This window comes from Nocardia sp. NPDC051833 (genome assembly GCF_040681225.1).
GTDB lineage: Bacteria > Actinomycetota > Actinomycetes > Mycobacteriales > Mycobacteriaceae > Nocardia.
The window spans coordinates 2,304,609-2,326,997 of sequence record NZ_JBFAYK010000001.1 but is presented as its reverse complement, the minus strand read 5'-3'; the positions used below and the strand labels follow the sequence as shown (position 1 = coordinate 2,326,997).

General features: G+C 71.9%; 16 protein-coding genes. 5 read left to right on the top strand and 11 right to left on the bottom strand.

Annotated elements, in window-relative coordinates; translation table 11 throughout:
- Nucleotides 1–14: 14 nt before the first annotated feature.
- From AB0L91_RS10510 to AB0L91_RS10485, 6 genes are all read right to left on the bottom strand, one after another.
- Nucleotides 15–869 carry an NRDE family protein gene (locus AB0L91_RS10510; protein ID WP_365008911.1) on the bottom strand — a complete coding sequence of 285 codons (855 nt, stop codon included), beginning with the start codon at nt 867–869 and terminating at the stop codon, nt 15–17.
- 91 nt (nt 870–960) lie between these two features.
- Entirely contained in the window at nt 961–2,223 is a 1,263-nt protein-coding gene (locus AB0L91_RS10505; RefSeq protein WP_355274836.1) for a S1 family peptidase, read from the bottom strand.
- 155 nt (nt 2,224–2,378) lie between these two features.
- On the bottom strand, nt 2,379–3,740 hold the full coding sequence (locus AB0L91_RS10500) for a S1 family peptidase (protein WP_365008908.1): 1,362 nt from the start codon (nt 3,738–3,740) through the stop codon (nt 2,379–2,381).
- A gap of 118 nt (nt 3,741–3,858) precedes the next feature.
- Nucleotides 3,859–4,968 carry a hypothetical protein gene (locus AB0L91_RS10495; RefSeq protein WP_365008906.1) on the bottom strand — a complete coding sequence of 370 codons (1,110 nt, stop codon included), beginning with the start codon at nt 4,966–4,968 and terminating at the stop codon, nt 3,859–3,861.
- A gap of 43 nt (nt 4,969–5,011) precedes the next feature.
- Complete coding sequence (locus tag AB0L91_RS10490) at nt 5,012–7,513, bottom strand: LuxR C-terminal-related transcriptional regulator (RefSeq protein ID WP_365008904.1); 2,502 nt, start codon at nt 7,511–7,513, stop codon at nt 5,012–5,014.
- Nucleotides 7,503–9,302 carry an Hsp70 family protein gene (locus tag AB0L91_RS10485; protein ID WP_365008901.1) on the bottom strand — a complete coding sequence of 600 codons (1,800 nt, stop codon included), beginning with the start codon at nt 9,300–9,302 and terminating at the stop codon, nt 7,503–7,505. Before AB0L91_RS10485 ends, AB0L91_RS10490 begins: the two co-directional genes overlap by 11 nt.
- Nucleotides 9,303–9,585: 283 nt before the next feature.
- Here AB0L91_RS10485 and AB0L91_RS10480 point away from each other — a divergent pair, with 283 nt between their 5' ends.
- From AB0L91_RS10480 to AB0L91_RS10470, 3 genes are all read left to right on the top strand, one after another.
- Nucleotides 9,586–13,275: an IniB N-terminal domain-containing protein gene (locus AB0L91_RS10480; RefSeq protein WP_365008899.1), complete on the top strand. Its 3,690-nt coding sequence runs from the start codon at nt 9,586–9,588 to the stop codon at nt 13,273–13,275.
- Between the two features lie 17 nt (nt 13,276–13,292).
- Nucleotides 13,293–15,131 (top strand): dynamin family protein, encoded by a 1,839-nt coding sequence (locus tag AB0L91_RS10475; RefSeq protein WP_365008897.1) that lies wholly within the window; start codon nt 13,293–13,295, stop codon nt 15,129–15,131.
- Between the two features lie 83 nt (nt 15,132–15,214).
- Nucleotides 15,215–16,687 (top strand): dynamin family protein, encoded by a 1,473-nt coding sequence (locus tag AB0L91_RS10470; RefSeq protein WP_365011237.1) that lies wholly within the window; start codon nt 15,215–15,217, stop codon nt 16,685–16,687.
- On the opposite strand, the gene AB0L91_RS10465 is transcribed toward AB0L91_RS10470, so the two are convergent.
- From AB0L91_RS10465 to AB0L91_RS10445, 5 genes are read right to left on the bottom strand one after another with little or no spacing between them, the layout of a single operon-like run.
- Nucleotides 16,680–16,916, bottom strand: a complete 237-nt coding sequence (locus AB0L91_RS10465; RefSeq protein WP_357342198.1) for a hypothetical protein — start codon at nt 16,914–16,916, stop codon at nt 16,680–16,682. The two genes, AB0L91_RS10470 and AB0L91_RS10465, sit on opposite strands and share 8 nt — an antisense overlap.
- A 60-nt stretch (nt 16,917–16,976) precedes the next feature.
- A complete protein-coding gene (locus AB0L91_RS10460; RefSeq protein WP_365008894.1) occupies nt 16,977–17,255 on the bottom strand; it encodes an XRE family transcriptional regulator in 279 nt (92 codons plus the stop codon).
- Nucleotides 17,255–17,593, bottom strand: coding sequence for a type II toxin-antitoxin system RelE/ParE family toxin (locus AB0L91_RS10455; RefSeq protein WP_365008892.1), 339 nt, complete (start codon nt 17,591–17,593; stop codon nt 17,255–17,257). Before AB0L91_RS10455 ends, AB0L91_RS10460 begins: the two co-directional genes overlap by 1 nt.
- A gap of 31 nt (nt 17,594–17,624) precedes the next feature.
- Nucleotides 17,625–17,939, bottom strand: a complete 315-nt coding sequence (locus AB0L91_RS10450; RefSeq protein WP_365008891.1) for a hypothetical protein — start codon at nt 17,937–17,939, stop codon at nt 17,625–17,627.
- 57 nt (nt 17,940–17,996) lie between these two features.
- The gene (locus tag AB0L91_RS10445) at nt 17,997–19,685 is read right to left on the bottom strand and encodes an MFS transporter (protein ID WP_365008890.1); all 1,689 of its coding nucleotides are present in this window, start codon (nt 19,683–19,685) and stop codon (nt 17,997–17,999) included.
- A gap of 111 nt (nt 19,686–19,796) precedes the next feature.
- Between AB0L91_RS10445 and AB0L91_RS10440 the strand changes: the two genes are divergently transcribed.
- Both AB0L91_RS10440 and dnaK read left to right on the top strand, forming a co-directional pair.
- Nucleotides 19,797–20,264, top strand: coding sequence for a MarR family transcriptional regulator (locus tag AB0L91_RS10440; protein ID WP_365008888.1), 468 nt, complete (start codon nt 19,797–19,799; stop codon nt 20,262–20,264).
- 262 nt (nt 20,265–20,526) lie between these two features.
- A complete protein-coding gene (gene dnaK, locus AB0L91_RS10435; RefSeq protein ID WP_355274807.1) occupies nt 20,527–22,371 on the top strand; it encodes a molecular chaperone DnaK in 1,845 nt (614 codons plus the stop codon).
- Nucleotides 22,372–22,389 lie beyond the last annotated feature (18 nt).

Below are 22,389 nucleotides of genomic sequence, written 5' to 3'. Positions count from 1 at the left end.
GCCTTCCGCGTTTCTCAGTCCAGGACCAGCTCCCCGGACACCGATTCCGCACCGCCGGTGACCCCGTGGCGGCCGAACGTGCGCTCGGCCATGGCGTAGCGACCGTCCTCGCGAATCAGCAGCACGGTGCTCGCGCGGGTGCCGTGCAGATCGTGGGCGACGAAGCGCGCTGAGACGGACCGCTCGAATTCCAGGGGGATGCCGGTGTGCGGCAGGCGGTCGTCGGGCGCCTCGGTGCGGTCGGCGAGCAGGGTGAAGTAGTCGTCGACGGAATCCGGTGCGGTGGCCACGATGTCGCGCAGGCCGGTCAGGCCGCTGTCGACCTTCGGCCACAGCGGCGGGGCGCCGACACCGAGCACCGCCGGGCGGGCCTGGGGATCGCTGTGGACGGATCCGGGCACGGTCGCCACGTGCGCCGCGTTGGACAGCCCGTGCAGCCCCGGCGCCAGCTCGGTGGGGCCGACGCCGCTGCGGTTCGACTGCCACCACAGGCTGCGCAGATCGCTGACCAGGAGGTTGTAGCCCACGTAGGCGTCGGGTGCGGCCCCGGCCACCTCGGCCAGATACTCGGGCGGGCGGTCCGCGCCGCGCAGGTAGTCCATCAACAGCGCCCCACGGGAACGCGGGCGCGCCGGAGTGTCCCGGGGATCGCGGACATTGGTGACCGCGGCGAAGCGGGCCGCGTCGGTGCGCAGGCCGAGCCAGGTGCCCACCGCGATCGCGCCCAGATCACGCCCGGCCAGCAGCCCGGGCTCCTCCGGCCAGTAGCGCAGCGACTCGGTCGCGCGGGTGTAGAACTCGTCCCGGTTGGCGGCCACGATCAGCCGGTACTCGGGGTGCGCTCGCCAGGCGAGCAGAACCAGACACATGACCCCAAGCATGCCCTGGACACCGAAAAGGCCGGTAGCGCACTGCTACCGGCCTTTTCAGGCTGCTCTGTGCCTGCGGTGTGACCCGCGATCAGTTGGTGCGGACCGCCAGGCCCGGATTGTCCGAGAGGACGACGCTCAGCGGCTGCGCGAACAGCTGCGGGACGTCACCGGTGATCGCGCCGATGATGTTCGGGATCTCGCAGATCGGGTAGTCGGCGACCGACGACGCGCTGGAGATGCCGAGGGCGAGGCGACCGGTCACGATCGCGCCACCCGAATCGCCGGGCAGGGCGCAGATGTTGGCCGAGAAGCTCTGGGTGAGCTGACGGTCGCCGACCTGAACGGTCTGGTCGACGCCGTTGATGATGCCGCAGCTGAAGCCGGTGCGCGAACCCGACTTGCAGACCGGGGCGCCGACGACCGGGGTGGCCACGCCGTCGACCGCGATCGGGGCGTTGCCCGGCACGCGGACCAGGTTGTTCTCGAAGCGCGCGCGAGCGTTGTCGTTGATCCGGATGATCGAGTAGTCCTGCTCGCCGAGCACCGACTTCTGGAAGGTGCCCAGCTGGGCGCCCGCGCGATCACCGTTGAGCTCGTAGACGGCCGCGGCGTTGCCGGTGCCCGCCGAGCCGATGTCGGGGTTGCAGTGGCCCGCCGAGATGTTGATGACGTTGCCCGCGCGGTCGGTGCCGTTGAAGCCGAGCGAGCAGCGCAGCGAGCTGCGGCCGATCACCGAGGCGAAGCCGTCGCCGCCGGCCAGGGCGCCGTTGCCGTCGCCGGCGACCGGGGTGGCCGACAGGTCGACGCGCTCGCCCGCCACCGGCGGCGCGGTGACGACGACACGGGACGGGTCGATGAAGCTCGGCAGCGGCAGGCCGGCCTGCTCCACGCGCACCGCGATGGCGTTGTTCACGGTGTCGATGACGACGCCACGGACCAGGTTGGCGACCTCCGGCGGCGCGGCGGCCAGCCAGTTCTCGAACGCGGTCTTCTCGCCACGCAGCGCGGACTCGCTCTTGGCGACGTTGCGGACCTCGAAACCGGCCGACTGGGCGGCCTCGCGGGCCTGGTCGGCGCCGGGGCCCTGCGCGAGCGCGACGACGGCGTTACCGGCGTCGTTGAGCCACGCGCCGGCGAAGGCCTGCGGGAACTGGCGCTGCGCGGTGGTGGAGAACGCGGCGACCTGCTGCGCGACATCGGCGCGGCGCAGGTACTCGTCGGGGGAGATCTTCAGATCCCGGGTGACCGCCTCGATCAGCTGCGCGGGCAGGTCGGCAGCGGGCGCGGGCTGCGCGTCGGCGACTGCCATGGTGGGGCCGAACAGCAGAATCGCCGCCGAAGCGGCGATCACGGACTTCCGAGCTCTTCTCGAGCTTCGCGCGGACGGGGTGCGACCCATACGTGGCAGGAGCATGATCGAACTATATGGGCTGGAGCGGGTTATGCCTACTCGGACCGGGCAAGAGATTTCGCTCACCCGGTCCGGTCCGGCGATTTGTTGTGAGGTCAGCCTGCGTTCGGCTTGGTACGCACTGCGATTCCACTACCGAGACCCCCACCGGAGGTGGCCTCGATATCGGCCAGGATCGGCCGGATCGGCACGCCGAGCGAGGCGGTGCCGCCGTACGGGGCCAGCTGGGTGTTGGCCTCGGTGCAGTTGGGCGCCTCGGCGGCGTTGGAGCCGCTGGTGATGCCGAGCGCCAGCGTGCCGGTGACGATCGCGCCGCCGCTGTCGCCGCCGAGCGTGCAGGCGCTGCTGGCGAAGCCGCGGATCGTCTTGCTGACGCCCTCGGCTGTGAACAGCTGGGTCTCCACATGGTCGGCGGAGACGAAACCGCAGGTGAAGGTGGAGGACTGGCCGGTCTTGCAGACCGGGGCGCCGGTGACCGGTTCGGCGGTGCCGGTGATGTACAGCGACGTCCCGTTCGCGCCGCGCACCCGCGGCTGGTCCATGCCCGCGTTGACCGCGCGCTCGTTCAGCTTGATCACCGAGTAGTCCAGCGCGGCGGGTCCGCCGAGCACGGCCTTGGCGAACGAGCCGACCTCGGGGCTGTTCGGGATGTCGCGCACGTTCGGCACGTAGACCGGCGCGGTGCCGCCGTTGTCCACGTTCGGGTTGCAGTGGCCCGCCGAGATGTTGAGCGCGTTGCCCGCGGCATCGGTGCTGTTGAAGCCGAACGAGCAGACGTCGACGCCGCGCAGCGTCGTGTCGTGCAGGTCCTTGGTCGCGGTGATGTAGGTGTCGCCGCCCATCGGCTTGTACTCGACCGGACCGCCGCCGCCGGGGGAGAGCACGACCTTGATGGTGGCGATCAGGGTCGGCAGGTTGAGCAGGTGGCCGGGGCCGGTGTTGGCGATGTTGAGCACCAGCTGGCTGTTGAGCGCGTCGATGGCGATCGAGCTGATCGGCGCCGAGATCTCGCGCGGCAGGCTCGCGATCCACTGGGCCAGCTGCACAAGCGCGCCCTCGAGGCCGCCGGCCGAGATCGGGGCGAGGTGGGTCTGGTAGCCGTCGGCCGCGGCGATCTTGCCCGCCTCGGCGTTGGTCACGGCGATGACGGCCTTGCCCTCCGGCGTCATCCAGGCGCCGGCGAAGGTGTCGGGGTTCTCGGCACGGAAGTCGCTGGCGTAGTCGCGCAGCTGCTGCGCGCGGGCGGCGCGGTCGAGGTATTCGGTCGGGGTCATCCCGAGGTCGCGCGAGAGTGCCGTCACCAGCTCGGCCGGTAAGGCGTCGGCCGAAAGCTGAAGGGGCGCCGAAGGTTCCGCGGTCGCGACGCCGGGGCCGAACAGAGGTGCCAGGAGAACAGTCGCGGCGAAACCGGCGGAGGCTGCCTTGACTGCGGCGCGACGCGCCACCAACTTGCGCATGAAATCCCTTCGTCGGCACGAGTGATCGAGACCACCGCCGGCGGCTGTGATGTCGATCAGCGCATCACTCTAGGGCACGGGCGCGCGGAGGGCGCGGTTACCGTACCCCCGCACCGGATCAGTTGTATCCGGGAATCCGCATGGGCGAGGGGAGATACCCCGGCGGGTACGTCTGGAACGGCAGCAGCGGGCGGGTCGTGCTGCGGCCGGGCGGGGTCGACGGGTCGGTGGTCGTCGGTTCCGGCGTGGTCGTCGGCGGCGCTTCGGTGCTGGTCGACGGCTCCGGCTCGGGCTCGGGCGTCGTGGTGACGACCGGCGCGCGCGTGCTCGGTTCGACGACCGGCGGCGGCGGGGGCAGCGCGGGCGCGGGTGTCGGGGTCACCGTCAGCGAATCGGGGCGGGCGTCGGAGATCGGTGGCGGCGGGGTGGTGTCGCTACCGCGCAGCATCACCGAGACCGCGACGCCGCCGAGCAGCAGCCCGATCAGCGCGGCGGCGGCGATCAGCAGCGGCGTCCGGCTGCGCTGGGGTTCCGGCGGTTCCACCGCGACGACCGGCAGCGCCGAGGTCGGGGTGGCCAGCGCCTTCGTCGGCTGCGCCGTCACCGGCATCGCCGCCGAATAGGCCTGCGCGGTCGCCGCCGGCCTGGCGAGCGCGGGGATCACGTCGGTGACGACGAGGGAGTTCTCGGTGACGATCGGATCGGGCGGCGTCGCGCCCGCCGGCGTCGCCAGCACCGCGACCAGCGCGGCCTCGGCGGCCGACGTCGCGAACGAGCGGCCGGGATCGATGCCGTCGGCGGGCGGGGGCAGTTCGTCCTCGCCCAGCAGCGCCACCGACTTCAGGCCCAGATAGTCCAGCGCCTCGCGCACGCCGCGCACCACCTCGGGCGTCCACTGCGCCGGATGCGTCGCGTAGAACTCGGCCGGGCCGCTGAGGTGCTCGGTGGTGAGGTCGATCAGGCAGAACATCGCGGTCGCCAGCAGGTCCTCGGCGCGGTAGGCCTCGCCGCCGTCGACATCGATGCCCGCCGGGTCGCCGATCGCGCGCACGAAACCGGCGATCGAGTGCGCGTGCCCGGTGGGCGCCGGTCCGCCGAGCGCGGCGTCGCCCTCGTCGGACATGTGCAGCAGTGCGTCGCGTTCGACGAGCCGCACCGTGCCGTCCTCGGTGACCACCGCCGCGATGCACTCGTCATCGGCGATGCGCAGGCCGACCCCAGTGGCCATCCGGTTTACCTCGCTTCGGGCGACGACGACAGGCCGCGTCGTGTTACACCAGCAGTGAACCGTGTCCCATGGCGCGGAGCATTGACAATAATTCGGATCGTGAGCGCGCGCCTATCCGGCGTCGGATTCGCGCGACGTGATGCTCCACGGTCTTGGCGGAAATGTACAGCCGCGCGCCGATCTCCCGATAGGTCAGACCGAGCAGCACCAACTCGGCAACCTCCCGCTCGCGATCGCTGAGCGCGGCCGTGTCGGGCGGGCGCGGGGCGGGCTGCTCCGTGCCCTGCGGCAGCGGCTGGGCCGCGGGCAGTGGCTGTTCCACCGGCTGCGCCCGCACGCGCACCGAGCGGGCCAGTTTGAGCAGGGTGGTCGCGGTGGCGGAGTCGCCGACGGCGAGCGCGGCCTCGCTGGCCAGGCGGGCGGCGTCCCAGGTGAGACCGAACTCGGCCAGCGCCGACACCGCGGCCTGCACCTCGGCGGCCACGACCTGACCGCGCAGCACGAGCACCCAGGTGCGGCCCGCGTCGGCCAGCGCGGCGGCCTGCTGGTCGCCCGCCGCCGCGGCGGTCTTGAGCGCGTGGGCGTGCGGGAGCAGGTCGCTGGGCGATTCGTCGGCGAGCGCGGCCTGGACGCCGTACCAGTGGAACAGGTTGGTCCAGGCGGGCGCGCGGCCCAGTTTGCGCAGCAATCCGCGAGCCGCGTCGACGAGCGGTTCGATCCGGCGCACATCGCGCAACCGGAGGCCCGCCAGCCACAGTTCGCCGATCGGCAGCAGGCTCAGCAGGTCGGCTTCCAGTTCGTCGAACAGCGGGCTGGCGGCCTGCCACGCGCGGGTCAGCGCCGCGTGGTCGCCGCCGCGCCGGGCCAGGCCGACGGCCAGCGCGTGCGCGAGCAGCTGATCGCGCGGTTCGAGCGCGGCGATGTCGACCTCGGCGAGGGTGTTCGCGGCGCGTTGCTCGTCGCCGCCGAGCAGCGCGGCCCAGGCGGTGAGCACGGGCAGCTGAGTACCCGCGCCCCGGCCGGCGGCGCGGCGAAGCGCGTCACCCGCGCGGCGGGGTTCGCCGGTGCCCAGGCACAGCAGGGTGGCGATCGAGACGGCCGAGCAGGGGAGGTAACGGTCGTCGGTGTCGGTGTTGCCCGCCTGGATCAGCGCGGAAATCGCGGCGGCCGTTCCGGTTCCGTGCGGGTCGAGGGATTCGTGCAGGGCACCGGCGATGAGCCGCGCGCCCGCGTCGGCCTCGGTCGGTGGCCACAGCTGGGCCGCGGCGGCCATCCGGGTCGCGCCCGCGGTCTCCCCGGCCAGGGTGAGCACCATCGCGGCGGGCGCCCAGTCGGCGCCCACCCGATCGGGTCCGAGCCAGGTGTACAACCCGGCCGCGCGGCTCACCAGACCACGACGGGTGAGCACGGCCGCGCAGATGCGCACGGCGGCAACGAGATCGGTGGCGGCGATGCCGTCCGCGGTGAGCAGTGGCTGGGCCAGCCGCAGCGCGGTGTCGGCGTCGCCCGCGCGCGCGGCGGCCTCGGCCCAGCGCAGCGCGATCGACTCGACCGGGGTACCCGCGGCGGCCGCGGCCGCGTAGTAGCGCGCGGGCTGTCCCGATTTCTCCGCTGTGCGGCACAGGAATTCGGCCAGGCGCGAGTCGACCACGCCCGACTCGGCCAGGATCAGCGCCGTGCAGTCACGCAGCAGGCCCGCGTCGAGTCGCGCGGCGAGCAGGCGCCGCTGCACCTCGACATAGCGGCGGTCGCCGAGCAGGATGCGCAGCGGGCCGACGGCGGGGGTGAGCAGCAGATCGGCGTCGGTGACCAGCGCGCCCGCTCGCGCGCGGTCGATCAGATCGTGGGCGGTGGCGGTGTCGACGCCGAGCACCTCGGTGAGTTCGGTGGCGTCCAAACCCGTTCCGGTGGCGGCGATCACGAGCGTGTCGAGCAGCTCGGGTTCGGCCGCGTCGAGCATCGATCGGGTCCACGCGGTGATCGCCTCGTCGACGGCGGTCACGCAGGTTTCCAGCGGGGCGGTGCGAGCGGCGGCCAGCGCCGCGACGACGCCGCCGGGAATGCCCGCGGTGAGCTGATGGATGCGCAGCGCGAGCGGCTGCGACACCGCCACCCCGAGTTCCCTGGCGAACGACGCGGTGTCGGCGCTGCCGAGCGCGCGCAGCTCCACCGTGCGGCCGTGCCGGGAGACGATGTCGGACAGGGCGCGTAGTCGGGGATCGTGCGGGCGCGGCTGGGTGGCCAGCACCACCGAGCGGCGGCCGGATTCGATGGCCGCGCAGAGGTTTCGCAGGTCGACGGCGCTGTATCGGTGCACGTTGTCGGCGATCAGCACGGCCCGGTCGGTCGCGTCGTCGTGCACCGAGTCGGTCATCGGGATGCCGCGATCGCGCAGATGTGAGCGAACCGCGTTGAGCAGCACGGACTTTCCGGTTCCGGCCCGGCCGCGGATCATCAGCAGCACCGGCTGCTTGTCGGCGGTATCGAGTTCGCGGATGACGGTGCGCGCGCTGGGCAGGGAGTCGAGGGCGATGTCAGCCACCATTTCCTCCGAGGATCTGGCCCGGCAGCTGGGTGCCCGTCTCGAGGGTTTCGTCGACCGCGCCGCCAACGCCGTCGAGCAGGTCGCCGGGGTTCACCTTGATGGGCGGGATCGTCGGTCTGGTGGGTGCCGGGGCGGGCGCCGGTGCCGGTGCCGGGGCCGGGGCGGGGGCGGGCGCTGGGGCCGGAGCGGGCGCTGGAGCCGGTGCCGGGGCAGGGGCCTGTTCGGCGGGCTGCTGGGGGGCCGGAGCGGGCTGTCCGGCCGCGGGGGCCGGTGCCGGGCTGTCGCCCGCCTGCGTGCCTGCCGGTGCCGGGCTGCCCGCGGCCGCGGGAGAGCTGCCCGGCGTCCCCGGCTGCGTGGTGCCCGCCTGAGTCTGGCCCGGCGGCGTCGCGGTGCTCGGTGCGCCGGGACGGGTCGGGTCGGCGACGGTCGAGTCGGTGCCGTTGACCGCACCGGACGCGCCACCCGTGCTGGTGGCGGCGGTGGCACCGGGCACGGGCGCCCCGCTCGTCGTCGCGACGGGCCCGCTCGGCGTGGACGGGGTGGTGACCCCGCCGAGCGCGAGGGTGCCGGTGGCCAGCGCGGCCATCGTCACCGCGGCCGCCGCGATGATCGCCGCCCGTTTGGCGGTGAACATCTTGGTGGGGGCGGGTTCGTCCGCCGGGAGCGCGATGTCGTCGACGACCGGGGCCGCCACCGCGGGCAGCGCCACGACGGCGGCGGGAATGGCCTCGGTGGGCACGGAGACCGCGGCCACGTCCAGGGCGATTTCGGCCGCGCCGTGCGCGGTGCAGGACGCGGGGTCGGCGCAGGCGGCGACCGGCAGCCCGAACTCGGTCGAGATCAGCTCGGCGACCAGCGGGATCGCCCCGCCACCGCCGGTGAGCAGCACCCGGCTGATATCGCCCATGGCGAGTCCGGCGCGGCGCACCGCGTCGTGCAGCAGGTTCATCGAATCGAACAGGGTCGGGCGCAGCAGGTCTTCGAGTTCACCGCGGGTCAGCCGGACCTGTGCGGTGTGCGCGGCCCCGAGCAGACCCACCGGGATCACCGTCGCGGTAATTCTGGAGAGCTCTTCTTTCGCATTTCTGCAGCGGGCTCGCAAGGCCGATAATTCCGCCTCGACAACGGGGTCGAATGGATCGATATCCTGACCGTCCAGCGCGTTAGCCAGAACATAGCGCATCGTCAGCAGATCGAATTCCGTACCGGCAATCGCCGTGCTGTGCAGGGGTGCGCCGAGCATGCCCGCCTGGTCGCCGGTGCGTAACACCGTGACCGTGAGGCCGCTCGCGCCCAGGTCGTAGACGGCCAGCGCGCCGTCGTCGAGCAGACCGTTCTCCATCTCGTAGCGGCGCACCGCGGCCATCGGCTCTGGCACCAGCGTCACCTCGGGCAGGCCCGCGCGGGTGAGCGCCGCTCGCGTCGTCTCGACGGTCGGTTCCGACCACCACGCCGGGTAGCAGGCCACGATGGTCGCCTCGGTGCTCGCCCGGCCCGCCAGCTCGGTGACCAGCGCGTGGGTCGCGGCGGCGACCAGATCGGCCGCGTCGTGGCTGGAACCGTCCTCTGCCAGCAGGTCTACCGGGTCGCCGACGCGGGACAGGTAGTCGTCGACCACCACGCCGCGCCCGTGCTGGGCGGCGTCGGCGAAGCCGGTCGAGCCGTCGGCGCCGAGCAGCAGGGCACTGTGGTGCGCGCGAACGGTGGTTCCGGACCCGTCGGCCGTCGTGGCCGCGGCGACCGAATTCGCGGCCCCGACGGTAATGCCGAGCGCCAGCCGCTCTGTCATTGGACAACCCCGTTCGCAGGACTTCCGGCGGACCGGAAAAGGTGAGTACAGCGAGATCGCCGGGGTGGTCGGCGTCCCACTCGAACTGTCGGTTGCTAGGGGACAGCTGTTACCTGTGCCGGGGGAAGTACGGGGAAATTCCCCTAATCGGCGGTGCGCCCCTAATGGGGGACGCCCCTCGTGAACTAGGTATTCGCCCCGTTACCTGTAACGGCTCGCGGACCTAGCGTGAAAGACATTCCGACGACAACGGATCGCCCATGATCTGGAGGAGCTGATCTCGATGACACCGAATGCGATTCTGGAATTCATCCTCAACCTGCTGCGCGACCCCCAGGCCGCCGCGAGCTACTGCGCGAACCCGTGCCAGGCCCTGACTGTGGCCGGGCTCGACGTGACGCCCGAGGATATTTCCGCCGTCGCCCCGATGGTGGCGGAATCCGCGCTGGTCAGCGGCGGCTCCCAGTTGCAGGCGATCGTCGCGGCCGGCGCCGCGGCCGGCACGACCGCCGCCCTCGCCTCGACGGCCACCGCGGCCGCCGCCGTGACAGCGGCGACCGCCACCGACGCCCAGCTCGGCATCGGCCTCGACGTCGGCCTGGGCGCGGCCGCCTCGGCCGTCGCGGGCGCCGCGGCCCAGGTCGGCGCGGGCCTGGAAGCCGCCCTGTCGGCCGTCACCGGCGCGAACGTCGACATCGACACCGACATCGGCGCAGGCGTGAACGTCGGCGGCGAACTGGCCACCGACATCGCCGCCGCCTTCGGCACCGGCATCGGCCTCGACGCCGCCGTAGGCGCGGGCGCCGACCTCGCCGCCGGCCTAGGCGGTGCCCTGAACGGCGCGATCGGTGCGGGCGCGGGCCTCAACGGCGCGATCGGCGCAGGCTTGAACGGTGCAGTAGGCGCGGGCGCCGACATCGCCGCCGGTCTCGGTGGTGCCCTGAACGGCGCGATCGGCGCCGGCGCGGGCCTGAGCGGCGCGATCGGCGCCGGTCTCGACGGCGCGGTGGACGCGGGCGCCGACCTCGCGGCCGGTCTCGGCGGCGCGCTGAACGGCGCGATCGGGGCCGGCGCGGGTCTGGACGGTGCCCTGAACGGCGCAGTAGGCGCGGGCGCCGACCTCGCAGCCGGTCTGGGTGGCGCGCTGAACGGTGCTGCTGGTGCCGGTGCGGGCCTCGGCGGTGCGCTGAACGGCGCTGTCGGTGCGGGCGCTGATCTCGCTGCCGGTCTCGACGGCGCGCTGAACGGCGCGATCGGGGCCGGCGCTGGTCTGGGCGGTGCGGTAGGCGCGGGCGCTGATCTCGCCGCGGGTCTTGGCGGCGCGTTGAATGGCGCGGCTGGTGCCGGTGCGGGTCTGGACGGTGCGCTGAATGGCGCTGTGGGCGCGGGTGCTGATCTTGCGGCCGGTCTTGGCGGCGCGTTGAATGGCGCGGCTGGTGCCGGTGCGGGTCTGGACGGTGCGCTGAATGGCGCTGTGGGCGCGGGTGCTGATCTTGCCGCTGGTCTCGGTGGCGCCGTGAACGGTGCGGCCGGTGTGGGCGCGGGTCTCGATGGCGCACTCGGTGCGGGAGCGGAGCTCGCGACCGGCCTGAACGGTGCGGTCGGTGCGGGCCTCGAGGGTGCCTTGGGCGCGGGTCTCGATGGAGCGCTGGGTGCGGGTGCTGATCTCGCGACCGGGTTGGACGGTGCGGTCGGTGCGGGCCTCGAGGGTGCCCTGGGTGCGGGTGCGGGTCTCGACGGCGCACTCGGCGCCGGTGCTGACCTCGCTGCCGGTGCGGGCGGCGCGCTGAACGGTGCGATCGACGCGGGTGCCGGTCTCGACGGCGCTGTGAACGGTGCTGTGGGCGCGGGTGCTGATCTTGCCGCCGGTCTGGATGGCGCACTCGGTACGGGCGCTGATCTCGCGACCGGCCTCAACGGTGCGGTAGGCGTCGGTCTCGAAGGTGCCCTGGGCGCGGGTGCGGGTCTCGACGGGGCGCTGGGTGCGGGCGCCGATCTCGCGACTGGCCTGAACGGTTCGGTCGGTGCGGGCCTCGAAGGTGCGCTGGGTGCCGGTGCCGGACTCGGTGGTGCGCTGGACGGCGCCGTCGGCGGTGGGCTCGGCGGCACGCTCGGTGCAGGTCTCGGCGGTGCCGTCGATGCTGGCGCTGACCTCGGTGCCGGTGCGGGCGGTGCGCTGAACGGTGCGCTCGGTGCCGGTCTCGGTGGTGCGGTGGGCGCCGGAACCGATGCTGCCGCCGGTGTGGGCGGTGCCGTAGGTGCGGGCCTGGAGGGAGCGCTGGGTGCGGGCGCTGGTCTCGAGACCGGGCTGGGCGGCGCGGTCGGTGCTGGTCTCGGTGGCGCAGTCGACGCGGGTGCTGACCTCGCCGCCGGTGCGGGCGGTGCGTTGAGCGGTGCCGTCGGTGCCGGTCTCGACGGTGCGGTGGGCGCCGGAGCCGATGTCGCCGCCGGTGTGGGCGGGTCGGTGGGCGCCGGTCTCGAGGGTGCGCTGGGTGCGGGTGCCGGTCTCGAGACGGGGCTGGGCGGTGCGGTCGACGCCGGGGTCGGTGGTGCGCTGACCGGGGCGGTCGGCGCGGGCACCGATCTCGCGGCGGGGCTGGGCGGAGCTGTGGATGTGGGCGCCGGTGTGGGCGGTGCGCTGACGGGTGCGGCGGGTGCCGGACTCGACGGTGCGCTGACCGGTGCGGCCGGTGCCGGTGGTGCGCTCGGCACCGGGCTGGACACGGCTCTGACCGGGGCCGTCGGTGCCGGTGGTGACTTCACCGCCGGCGTCGACGGCCTGGTGGACGGCGCCGCCGGTCTCGGCGCGGAGGCGGGCGCGCAGCTCGGCGGCGGGCTGAACGCCGGCGTGAGCGGCGCGACCACCGCGGCGGGCGGGCTGGGTGCGGCAGCCTCGGCCGGTGCGCAGGCCGCGGGCAGCCTCGGCGCGGCGGCGACCACCACCGCGATCACCGGTCTCGACGGCGCCGTCGGCGCCGGTGCGGAATTCGGGACCGGTCTGGAGACCGGGCTGGGCGGTGCCGCGTCGGCCGGAACCGGCCTGATCGGTGGCCTGACCGGCGGCGCGGGCGGCGGCTTCGGGCTCGACGGACTGCTCACCGGCGGCGGCGAGGTCTCCTCCGGTCTGGAAACGGGCCTGTCCGCCACGACCGGCGCCGGCTTCGACACCGCCGCGACCCTCGGCACCGACCTGACCACCGGCGCCCAGGCCGGCTTCGGCGGCGCCGTGGATTCCGGCCTCGGCCTGGCCGGCGGCGCCCAGACAGGCCTGTCGGGCCTCGCGGAAACCGGTGTCGGCCTTGCGGGTTCGGCCGCTGGCGGCGCGCAGGCCGGTCTCGGCGGCGCGGTCGACGCGGGCACGGCCCTGACGGGCTCGGTGGCCGGTGGCGCCCAGTCCGGCCTGTCGGGTCTGGCGGAAACCGGTGTCGGCCTTGCGGGTTCGGCCGCCGGTGGCGCGCAGGCCGGTCTCGGCGGCTTCGTGGACGCGGGCACGGGCCTGACGGGTTCGGTGGCCGGCGGTGCGCAGTCCGGCCTCGGTGGCGCGGTGGACGCGGGCACGGGCCTGACGGGTTCGGTGGCCAGCGGTGCCCAGTCCGGCCTCGGCGGCGCGGTGGACGCGAGCACCGGCCTGTCCGGCTCGGTCGCGGGCAGCACGCAGGCGGGCCTGTCCGGCGCGGCGGGCACCGGCGCGCAGCTCGGCGGCACGGTGAGCGGGGCGACCCAGGGCAGCACCGCCGTGACCGGCGACCTCACCGGAACATCGCACACCGACACGTCGGGCGCGCTCGGCGGCACCGCGCAGGGGGCGGTGACGACCGCGGCCGACACCTGGTCCTCGGTCGATGTGTCCAGTGCGTTCGGCTCCGGCCTGCACGGTTCGGCCCTCGGTGGAGGCGACGCGTCGCTGTTCGGCGAGTCGAGTACTGTCGCCGAGACCGGTGTGGACACCCACACCGACGGACTGTTCCACTGAGCGAAACGGGCGCTGCGATGGGGACTCTCGCACCGAACGCGGTGCCGCTGACGACGGTGTTGACCGACACCGTCGCAGCGGCCCGCGCCGCTGGTCGTGACGACCTGGTCGGGCGCCTGGAGAAGGTCGCGGTCCGGGTGCGCGATCCGCGGCACCGGATCGTCGTCACCGGCCAGCTCGGCCAGGGCAAGAGCCGGTTCGTGAACGCGCTGCTCGGGCTGGACGTGTGCCGGGTCGGTGACGACACCACCACCGTCCTCCCGCTGCAACTGGCCTACGGCGAGCAGCAGCGCGCGTTCCTGGTCCTCACCGCGCCGGGCGTCGACGAGTCGCGGGTGGAGATCCCGTTCGACGAGATCGGCGTCGTCGATCCGCGCAGCCGGCTGGCCCAGGGCAAGCAGGTGGTGCGGATCGAGGCCGAACTGCCGAACCAGCTGCTGGCCGACGGCGTCGTACTCATCGACACCCCGGGCGTCGGTGGTCACGGAAATGCGAGCGCCGCAGGTGTTCTCGGCATCGCGGCGGCCGCCGACGCGGTGCTGGTGCTGTCGGACGCCTCCACCGAGCTCACCGCCCCCGAGCTCACTTTCCTCCGGCAGATCCGCGAATTGTGCCCCACGGTCGCGGTGCTGCTCACCAAGACCGACCTGTATCCGCACTGGCACCAGGTGCTCGAGGCCGATCGCGCGCACCTGACCCGCGCGGAAACCGACGTCTCGCTGATCCCGGTGTCGGCGTTGCTGCGCGCGCACGCGCTGCGCCTGCAGGACGCGCAGCTCGGCGCGGAGTCCGGCTTCGGCGCGCTCTTCGGCTTCCTGCGCGACCGGGTGGTCGCCCGCGATCAGGTCGCCACCCGTCAGGCGGTCGCCCGCGAATTGTCTTCGGCGGCCGAACATCTGGCACTCGCGCTCGGCAGCGAGCTGGTCGCGCTGCGTGATCCCGCACTCGGCTCGGCCGCCGTCACCGAGCTCCAGGCGGCGCGCGCGGCCGCCGAGGATCTCCAGCGCCGCACCGCGAGCTGGCAGCAGACGCTGACCGACGGCATCACCGACCTCGTCGGCGACGTCGACCACGACCTGCGCGAGCGCCTGCGCGGCGTCGCCCGCACCGGTCAGGAGTGGATCGACGACCACGACCCCGGCAGGCACTGGGGCGCGATCGCCGAGTGGCTCACCGGCGCCGTCGACACCGCGCTGGGCGACAACCTGCTGCTCACCCATCGCCGGGCCGAACTGCTCGCCGAACGCATCGCCGGTCACTTCGCCGAGGTCGGCGCCGTCGACCTGCCCGATGTCCACACCGGCATGGACGACGAGCGCAATCTGGCGGGCTCGGGTTCCCTGGCCGACCTCGAACCGGACATCGGTTTCGCCAGCAAGGTGCTGGTCGGCATGCGTGGTTCCTACGGCGGCGTCCTGATGGTCGGCCTGGCCACCACCTTCGCCGGTCTGGCGATGCTGAACCCGATCTCTCTCGGCGCCGGCCTGATCGTGGGCGGCAAGGCCTATCGCGACGACAAGACCGCGCGCCTGGCCCGCCGCCGGATCGAGGGCAACGCGGAGGTGCGCCGCTTCCTCGACGACGTGGCGTTCCAGGCGAGCAAGGACACCAAGGACCGCCTGCACCGCATCCACCGTGCCCTGCGCGATCACTTCGCCGGGGTTGCCGAGCGCACCCTGCGCTCGATCGATGCCTCGCTGCGGGCCGCGCAGGACGCGGCGACGATGGCCGCGACGCACCGAGCCGAGCGCACCGTCGTGCTCGAACGCCAGCTGACCGCCGTCGCGGAGTTGCGCCGCTACGCGGATTCCATGCAAGCCGAGCTGGGACGGGCCGACGGTACGGTATCTGGGTGACCCACCGTTTCGACACCGCCGCACCGCAGGCCGCACCCAGGATTCTGGCCGAGGCGCACGAGCTGGTCGGCGCGGCGGCGCGGATGCTCGGCCGGGACGAGTACGCGCGCGCCCTGCTCGCCGAGTGCGAGTACCGCCTGCGGGAGCCGCTGCGCGTCGCCCTGGCCGGTTCGATCAAGGCGGGCAAGTCGACGCTGCTGAACGCGCTGGTCGGGCAGGCCGTCGCCCCGACCGACGCCACGGAATGCACCCGCGTGGTCACCTGGTACCGCGACGGCGCCACCCCCACCGTCACCGCGCACGCGGCCGACGGCGCCCGCGCCAATGTGATCGTGCGCCGCGGCAGCGGCGCGCACGGCCTCACCTTCGACCTGAACGCCCTGAACTGGGAGGGCGGGCGCCCCCGCGAGGTCGATCATCTCGAGGTCGGCTGGCCGTCGGCCGCGCTGGCGCAGACCACGATCATCGACACCCCCGGCACCTCGTCGCTGTCGCGTGAGGTGTCGCTGCGCACCGCGCGGCTGCTCACACCCGCCGCCGCCGGGACCGACCCGCGCGGGTCGGCGATCACGGCGCCCGGCGCGGACGCCGTGGTCTACCTGCTGCGCCGCCTCGACGCCACCGACGTGCAGTTCCTCGAACAGATCGGCGCCGGTGCCGGTGGCGCCGGACCGCTCGGGGTGATCGGCGTGGTGTCGCGCGCCGACGAGATCGGCGCGGGCCGCATCGACGCGTTGCATTCCGCGCGCGATGTGGCGGCCCGCTTCGCGGGTGAGCTGGAGCGAACCGGGTTGTGCCAGGCGGTGATTCCGGTGGCTGGGCTGCTCGCGTTCGCCGCGTCCACCCTGCGGCAGCCGGAGTTCGCCGCGTTCGAGGCGCTGGCTACGGTCCCCGCGGAGGATCTCGGTGTCGCCCTGCTCTCGGCGGACCGGTTCGCCCGCGCCGATATCGCGCTGCCGGTGGCGCCGGAACTGCGGGCGCAGCTGGCGGATCGCTTCGGCCTGTTCGGTATCCGCATGGCCACCATGCTGATTCGCCTCGGTGTGCGGGATTCCGCCTCGCTGGCCGCGGAATTGGCCGCGCGCAGCGGTATCGATGAACTGCGCTCGGTGCTCGAGGTCCAGTTCGGCCAGCGCGCCGAGGAATTGAAGGCGCATTCGGCGCTGAGCACCCTGGACCGGATCCTCGTCGCCTACTCCGGCACCGAGGCCGACCAGCTCCGCCCCCGGGTGCGGGCCCGGCTCGCCGACGTGCACGGTTTCACCGAACTGCGTCTGCTCGGCCGCCTGCGCACCGACGAACTCCCGCTGCCCGCACCGGTTCTCGCCGACCTGCATCGTATCCTCGGCGGCGCCGGCGTGGCGGCCCACCTGCGACTCGGCCTCCCGGCCGACGTGGACCTGGAAACCGTCCGCGCCACCGCCTTCAGCGCGGTGCGCACCTGGCGCACCAGGGCCGCGCACCCGCTGGCCGATCAGGCCACCGCCACCGCCTGCCGCGCGGCGGCCCGCAGCGCCGAAGGAATCCTGGCCGAACTCTCCCGCCCGGTCAGATGAAGTACGCGGTCCCCGAGGAACTCCCGGTCCCGTAACCGAGGCTCTTGGCGAACTCCCTGACCGCGATCAACGCGTGCCCCACCGGCCCCGGGTCACTGCACGACCCACCCACCGACGAGAACGTGCACCCGTCATCGGCCACCACCCCGGTCTCCGCCGACGCCACCCCGGCGCCCCCGAAAACCACCGCACCACTCACCAGCAACCCACAGATCCCACGCTTCCACATCCCCCGAAACTAACCCACCAACCCACCCACGCCCTGCCCCCAATCCCCGGGGCACTTGCCTCAGGCAGCGTGCACGCTCAGTTCGATGTGCATCCCGGCGGCCACGACCATGTTCACCAGTGCGTCCAGGCTGAACAGGTCGATCTTTCCCCGGGTCAGGTCGGAGACTCGCGGCTGGGTCACGCCGAGTCGTTCGGCCGCGACGACCTGTGTCCAGCCCGACCCCTCGATATGTTCGGTCAACGCGCTCATCAGTCGTGACCGCAGCCGCATGTTCTCGGCCTCCTGTGGGGTGTCCTCGATCGCATCCCACACGCTGTCGAACGTCTCGTTCGCCATCAGCGTTCTCCCTTCCTGCTCGCACCATCGGCCTGTGCGTACCGCTTCGTCGCCAGGGCCAGATCAGAAGCCGCTGTCTTCTGAGTCTTCTTCTGAAAGCAGTGCAACACAAGGATGCGGTCAGCGAGTCTCGCGAGGTAGATGACGCGGTAGGCGCCGGAATCCTCGCGAACCCGAATCTCGCATACCCCGAGGCCGACGGACCGCATGGGCCGCCAGTCCGTCGGTTCGAGGCCGCGTTGGACGCGATCGAGTTGGTAGCCGCACCCGCGTCGTGCATCGAGCGGGAACTCGCGCAGGTCGTCGAGCGCTGTGCCAACGAACTCGATTCGCTTCACCGAACCAAGTATATAAAAACTTGTATATCGGTCAACGGTGAGCTTGGCCCCGGAGTAGGGGGACGACTTCCTCGGCGAGGTACTGTTCGACCTCTCGTCCGGCGCGCTTCGCGGCGATGATCGCCGTCCCGCGTTCCTCGGCCCTGGCTGTCAGTGTCTTTCGGGATTCCGTTTCCACACCGCCGCCCATGACGAACATCCGGACCCGCTCCCGGTCGAGGATGGCGAGGGCTTCGTCGTCCTCGGTCGCGCCGATGGCGTGGATGTCGACGGTGGCGAGGTAGGCGGTGGCGGTGTCGACGACGCGACGGCTGCGGCCGACGATCAGCAGATCCACGGTGTACATGTGCTTCCTCCGATCGGGAGCGGGTGGGCGCGCTGTCCCGCACGCCCACCCTGGGTTTCATACCGTGACGATTTCCGGTTCGGGGTCGAGTGGGCGCTGTTCCAGTTTGGCCTCCTTCGGTAGCGCGAAGAATCCGAGGCAGACCAGCAGCAGGATGCCCATGCCGTAATACAGCGTGTACCGGAAGGTCTCGGCGAAGTTCACCGCGTTGGCCTCGGCCCCGGCGTCGGCGAGCAGCCGCGAGACCTCCTCGCCACCAGGAGAATTCGTCGGTGGCAGGCAGCTGTCCGGCACCACGGTCGGATCGGCCTGGGCCGAGCGGTCGCCCACGCACGCCCCGAACCCGGCGACGATCTGATCCTGCACCGACACCGGCACGCCGTCGGCGGCCAGCTCCGCGCGGATCTGCGGCGTCACCGCCGCTACGCCCCGGTCCGAATCATGGTCGAGCACAGTGAAGAACAGCACCCCGACGAGCGCGACACCGAGCGCGGTCCCCAGCTGCTGCCCGGTGTTGAGCAGTCCGGACGCCGAGCCCGCCTCGCGCAGCGGCACCTGGCCGAGCAGCAGGTCGATCGTCGGGGCGACCACCATGCCGAAGCCCGCGCCGGTGACGATCAGCGGCAACACCATCTGCCACGAGGCGAACTCGCTGCCGTAGCGCACGGCCATCGCGCCGTAGATCCCGAACCCGGCCGCGTTGATCAGCGCGCCGATGATCAGCACCCGGCGCCCGAACCGCGCGGCCAGCACGCCCACCGAGACTCCGGCGCCAACTCCGGCCCCCACCGCGAAGAACACGGCGGTGAGTCCGGCGCGCATCGGTGTCCAGCCGAGCCCGGCCTGCATGAACAGCGTCCACACCAGGAAGAACCCGCCCATGCCGATCCAGAACAGCAGCCACGAGCCGAGGCCGACGGCGAAGGGCCGGGACCGGAACAGTCCGAGATCGACCAGTGGCGAGCGCCCGGCCCGCGTCAGCGAGCGCTCATAGAAGAGGAAGGCCACGAACACGCCGGCGGCGGCCGCCATCATCGCGAAGGTCCACGCGGGCCAGCCGAGCCTGCGACCCTCGGCCAGCGGGAACACCAGCAGCAGCACCGCGGCCATGGCCAGCACCATGCCCACCGGATCCAGCCTGGGCGCGGCGGGCGACTTCGAATCCGACATCACGAACCAGGCCGCGACGAACGCGGCGATGCCGACGGGAATGTTCACCAGGAAGATCGTCCGCCAGCCGAGGCCGAACAGATCGGCCTGCACCAGGATGCCGCCGAGGGCGAGCCCGACGGCCGAGGCCGAGCCGCCGACGCCGCTGTAGACGGCGATCGCCTTGGCCCGCTCCTCCTTCGGAAAGGTGGTCTGGATGATCGCGAGGATCTGCGGCACCATCAGCCCGCCCATCGCGCCCTGCGCGAATCGGGCCGCGATCAGCACATCCGGGTCGATGGCGAGTCCGCACGCCGCCGAGGCAAGGGTGAAACCGGCCATGCCGAGCAGGAAGACGCGTTTGCGGCCGTAGATGTCGCCGAGCCGTCCGCCGGTGATGAGGACGGCGGCGAAGGCGAGGACGTAGGCGGCGATGATCCATTCGATCTGCGAGTACTCGGCCCGCAGATCGCTCTGGATGCTCGGCACCGCCACATTGACGATGGTCACGTCGAGCAGGTCCATGAACCCGGCGGCGAGCACCACCGCGAACGCGATCCAGCGGCGCGGGTCCGCTGTGGTGGTTGGGGAAGTCACGGGAGGTCTCTCTTCTGGTCGGTGGTGGAGACCTCTCAAACTATGCACCTCAAGTGATAATCACACAAGAGTGCAATCACTACTCGTGCATGGATTGGGTATCCTCGCTGTGTGACCGATGCCGCCGCCCCGCTGTCCGCCCACGCCGCCTTCCTCGTCGGTCAGCTGGGCTTCCATACCGCGTACCGGTTCGCCGACCTGCTCGCCCCGCTCGATATCAAGCCCCGGCATTTCGGCATGCTGAAGCTGCTCGGTCAGCACGACGGCCGCACCCAGCAGGAACTCGGCGAGGCGCTCGACATCCACCGCAACGTGATGGTCACCCTGGTCGACGATCTCGAGGCCCGCGGCCTGGTCGAACGCCGTCGGCACCCCACCGACCGCCGCGCCCACGCCGTCTACCTCCTGCCCGCCGCCCACGCCCTCCTGGCGCGGGCCGAAGCCGTCGTCGAATCCCTCGACACCGAACTCCTCGCCCCTCTCGCCCCCGCGGAGCGGGCCGCCTTCCTCGACCTCCTCCAGCGCACCGCCGCGGGCAACGGCCTGCGTCCCGGCATCCACCCCGGCCTCACTCGCTGACGGAGGTCTCCAGCCGGTCACGATGTGGTGTCGGGTGCTGCGGTTGAGCGAGGTCGGCGCAAGAATGGCCCGGGGTCGGGAAGTTTTTTCGGGCGGCGGGAATGAATCGCCGCAGCTGCTGGTTGTGCAGATCGACAACATTGAGCGTGTGTCACTCAAGTCTGGGTTGACTCGGGATGGATCTCGAGGGCAGGATTGAGCCCACCACACTCAGTGTTACTGAGACTGTTACCCCCAAGTTCGTCAAACAGGAGGAATCACTATGGCTCGTGCGGTCGGAATCGACCTCGGGACCACGAACTCTGTCGTCTCCGTTCTCGAAGGCGGCGAGCCGGTCGTCGTCGCGAATTCGGAAGGCTCGCGCACCACCCCGTCGATCGTCGCTTTCGCGAAGAACGGTGAGGTTCTCGTCGGTCAGCCTGCCAAGAACCAGGCCGTCACCAACGTCGACCGCACCATCCGCTCGGTCAAGCGCCACATCGGCACCGACTGGAACGTCGAGATCGACGACAAGAAGTACACCCCGCAGGAAATCTCCGCGCGCACGCTGATGAAGCTGAAGCGCGACGCCGAGGCGTACCTCGGTGAGGAGATCACCGACGCGGTCATCACCGTCCCGGCCTACTTCGAGGACGCCCAGCGTCAGGCCACCAAGGAAGCCGGCCAGATCGCCGGCCTGAACGTGCTGCGCATCGTCAACGAGCCCACCGCGGCCGCGCTCGCGTACGGCCTGGACAAGGGCGACAAAGAGCAGACCATCCTGGTCTTCGACCTCGGTGGCGGCACCTTCGACGTCTCGCTGCTGGAGATCGGCGAGGGCGTCGTCGAGGTCCGCGCGACCTCCGGTGACAACCACCTCGGTGGCGACGACTGGGACGAGCGCGTCGTGTCCTGGCTGGTCGACAAGTTCAAGGCGTCCTCGGGCATCGACCTGACCAAGGACAAGATGGCCATGCAGCGCCTGCGCGAGGCCGCCGAGAAGGCCAAGATCGAGCTGTCGTCGAGCCAGTCGACCTCGATCAACCTGCCCTACATCACCGTCGACGCGGACAAGAACCCGCTGTTCCTCGACGAGCAGCTGACCCGCGCCGAGTTCCAGAAGATCACCTCCGATCTGCTGGACCGCACCCGCGCGCCGTTCCAGTCGGTGATCAAGGACGCCGGCATCAACGTGGCCGACATCGACCACGTCGTGCTCGTCGGTGGGTCCACCCGGATGCCCGCCGTCTCCGACCTGGTCAAGGAACTGACCGGTGGCCGTGAGCCGAACAAGGGCGTGAACCCGGACGAGGTCGTCGCCGTCGGCGCCGCCCTGCAGGCCGGTGTGCTCAAGGGTGAGGTCAAGGACGTCCTGCTGCTCGATGTCACCCCGCTGTCGCTGGGCATCGAGACCAAGGGTGGCGTGATGACCAAGCTCATCGAGCGCAACACCACCATCCCGACCAAGCGCTCGGAGACCTTCACCACGGCCGACGACAACCAGCCGTCCGTCCAGATCCAGGTCTTCCAGGGCGAGCGCGAGATCGCCTCGCACAACAAGCTGCTCGGCTCCTTCGAGCTGACCGGCCTGCCCCCGGCCCCGCGTGGCGTGCCGCAGATCGAGGTCACCTTCGACATCGACGCCAACGGCATCGTGCACGTGACCGCCAAGGACAAGGGCACCGGTAAGGAAAACAAGATCAAGATCCAGGACGGCTCCGGCCTGTCCAAGGAAGAGATCGACCGGATGGTCAAGGACGCCGAGGCGCACGCCGCCGAGGACAAGGCCCGCCGCGAGGAGGCCGAGACCCGCAACCAGGCCGAGTCGCTGGTGCACCAGACCGAGAAGTTCATCAAGGACAACGAGGACAAGGTCCCGGCCGACATCAAGTCCAAGGTGGAAGAGGCCATCGCCGAGGCGAACACCGCCCTGGCCGGCACCGACATCGCGGCCGTGAAGACCGCGGTGGAGAAGCTGGCGACCGAGTCGCAGGCCCTTGGCCAGGCGCTCTACGAGTCGCAGGCCGCCGACGCCGCCGCCGAGGGCAACGGCGCGGGCCCCGCCGATGACGACGGCGTCGTCGACGCCGAGGTCGTGGACGAGCCGGTCGACACGGAGAAGAAGTGACCGAGGCCAACTCCGAGC

Coding starts and splice junctions, on each gene's coding strand:
- AB0L91_RS10510 (WP_365008911.1), bottom strand. CDS start 869: ATGTGTCTGGTTCTGCTCGCCTGGCGAGCGCACCCCGAGTACCGGCTG.
- AB0L91_RS10500 (WP_365008908.1), bottom strand. CDS start 3,740: ATGCGCAAGTTGGTGGCGCGTCGCGCCGCAGTCAAGGCAGCCTCCGCC.
- AB0L91_RS10495 (WP_365008906.1), bottom strand. CDS start 4,968: ATGGCCACTGGGGTCGGCCTGCGCATCGCCGATGACGAGTGCATCGCG.
- AB0L91_RS10490 (WP_365008904.1), bottom strand. CDS start 7,513: ATGGTGGCTGACATCGCCCTCGACTCCCTGCCCAGCGCGCGCACCGTC.
- AB0L91_RS10485 (WP_365008901.1), bottom strand. CDS start 9,302: ATGACAGAGCGGCTGGCGCTCGGCATTACCGTCGGGGCCGCGAATTCG.
- AB0L91_RS10480 (WP_365008899.1), top strand. CDS start 9,586: ATGACACCGAATGCGATTCTGGAATTCATCCTCAACCTGCTGCGCGAC.
- AB0L91_RS10475 (WP_365008897.1), top strand. CDS start 13,293: ATGGGGACTCTCGCACCGAACGCGGTGCCGCTGACGACGGTGTTGACC.
- AB0L91_RS10470 (WP_365011237.1), top strand. CDS start 15,215: ATGCTCGGCCGGGACGAGTACGCGCGCGCCCTGCTCGCCGAGTGCGAG.
- AB0L91_RS10465 (WP_357342198.1), bottom strand. CDS start 16,916: ATGTGGAAGCGTGGGATCTGTGGGTTGCTGGTGAGTGGTGCGGTGGTT.
- AB0L91_RS10460 (WP_365008894.1), bottom strand. CDS start 17,255: ATGGCGAACGAGACGTTCGACAGCGTGTGGGATGCGATCGAGGACACC.
- AB0L91_RS10450 (WP_365008891.1), bottom strand. CDS start 17,939: ATGTACACCGTGGATCTGCTGATCGTCGGCCGCAGCCGTCGCGTCGTC.
- dnaK (WP_355274807.1), top strand. CDS start 20,527: ATGGCTCGTGCGGTCGGAATCGACCTCGGGACCACGAACTCTGTCGTC.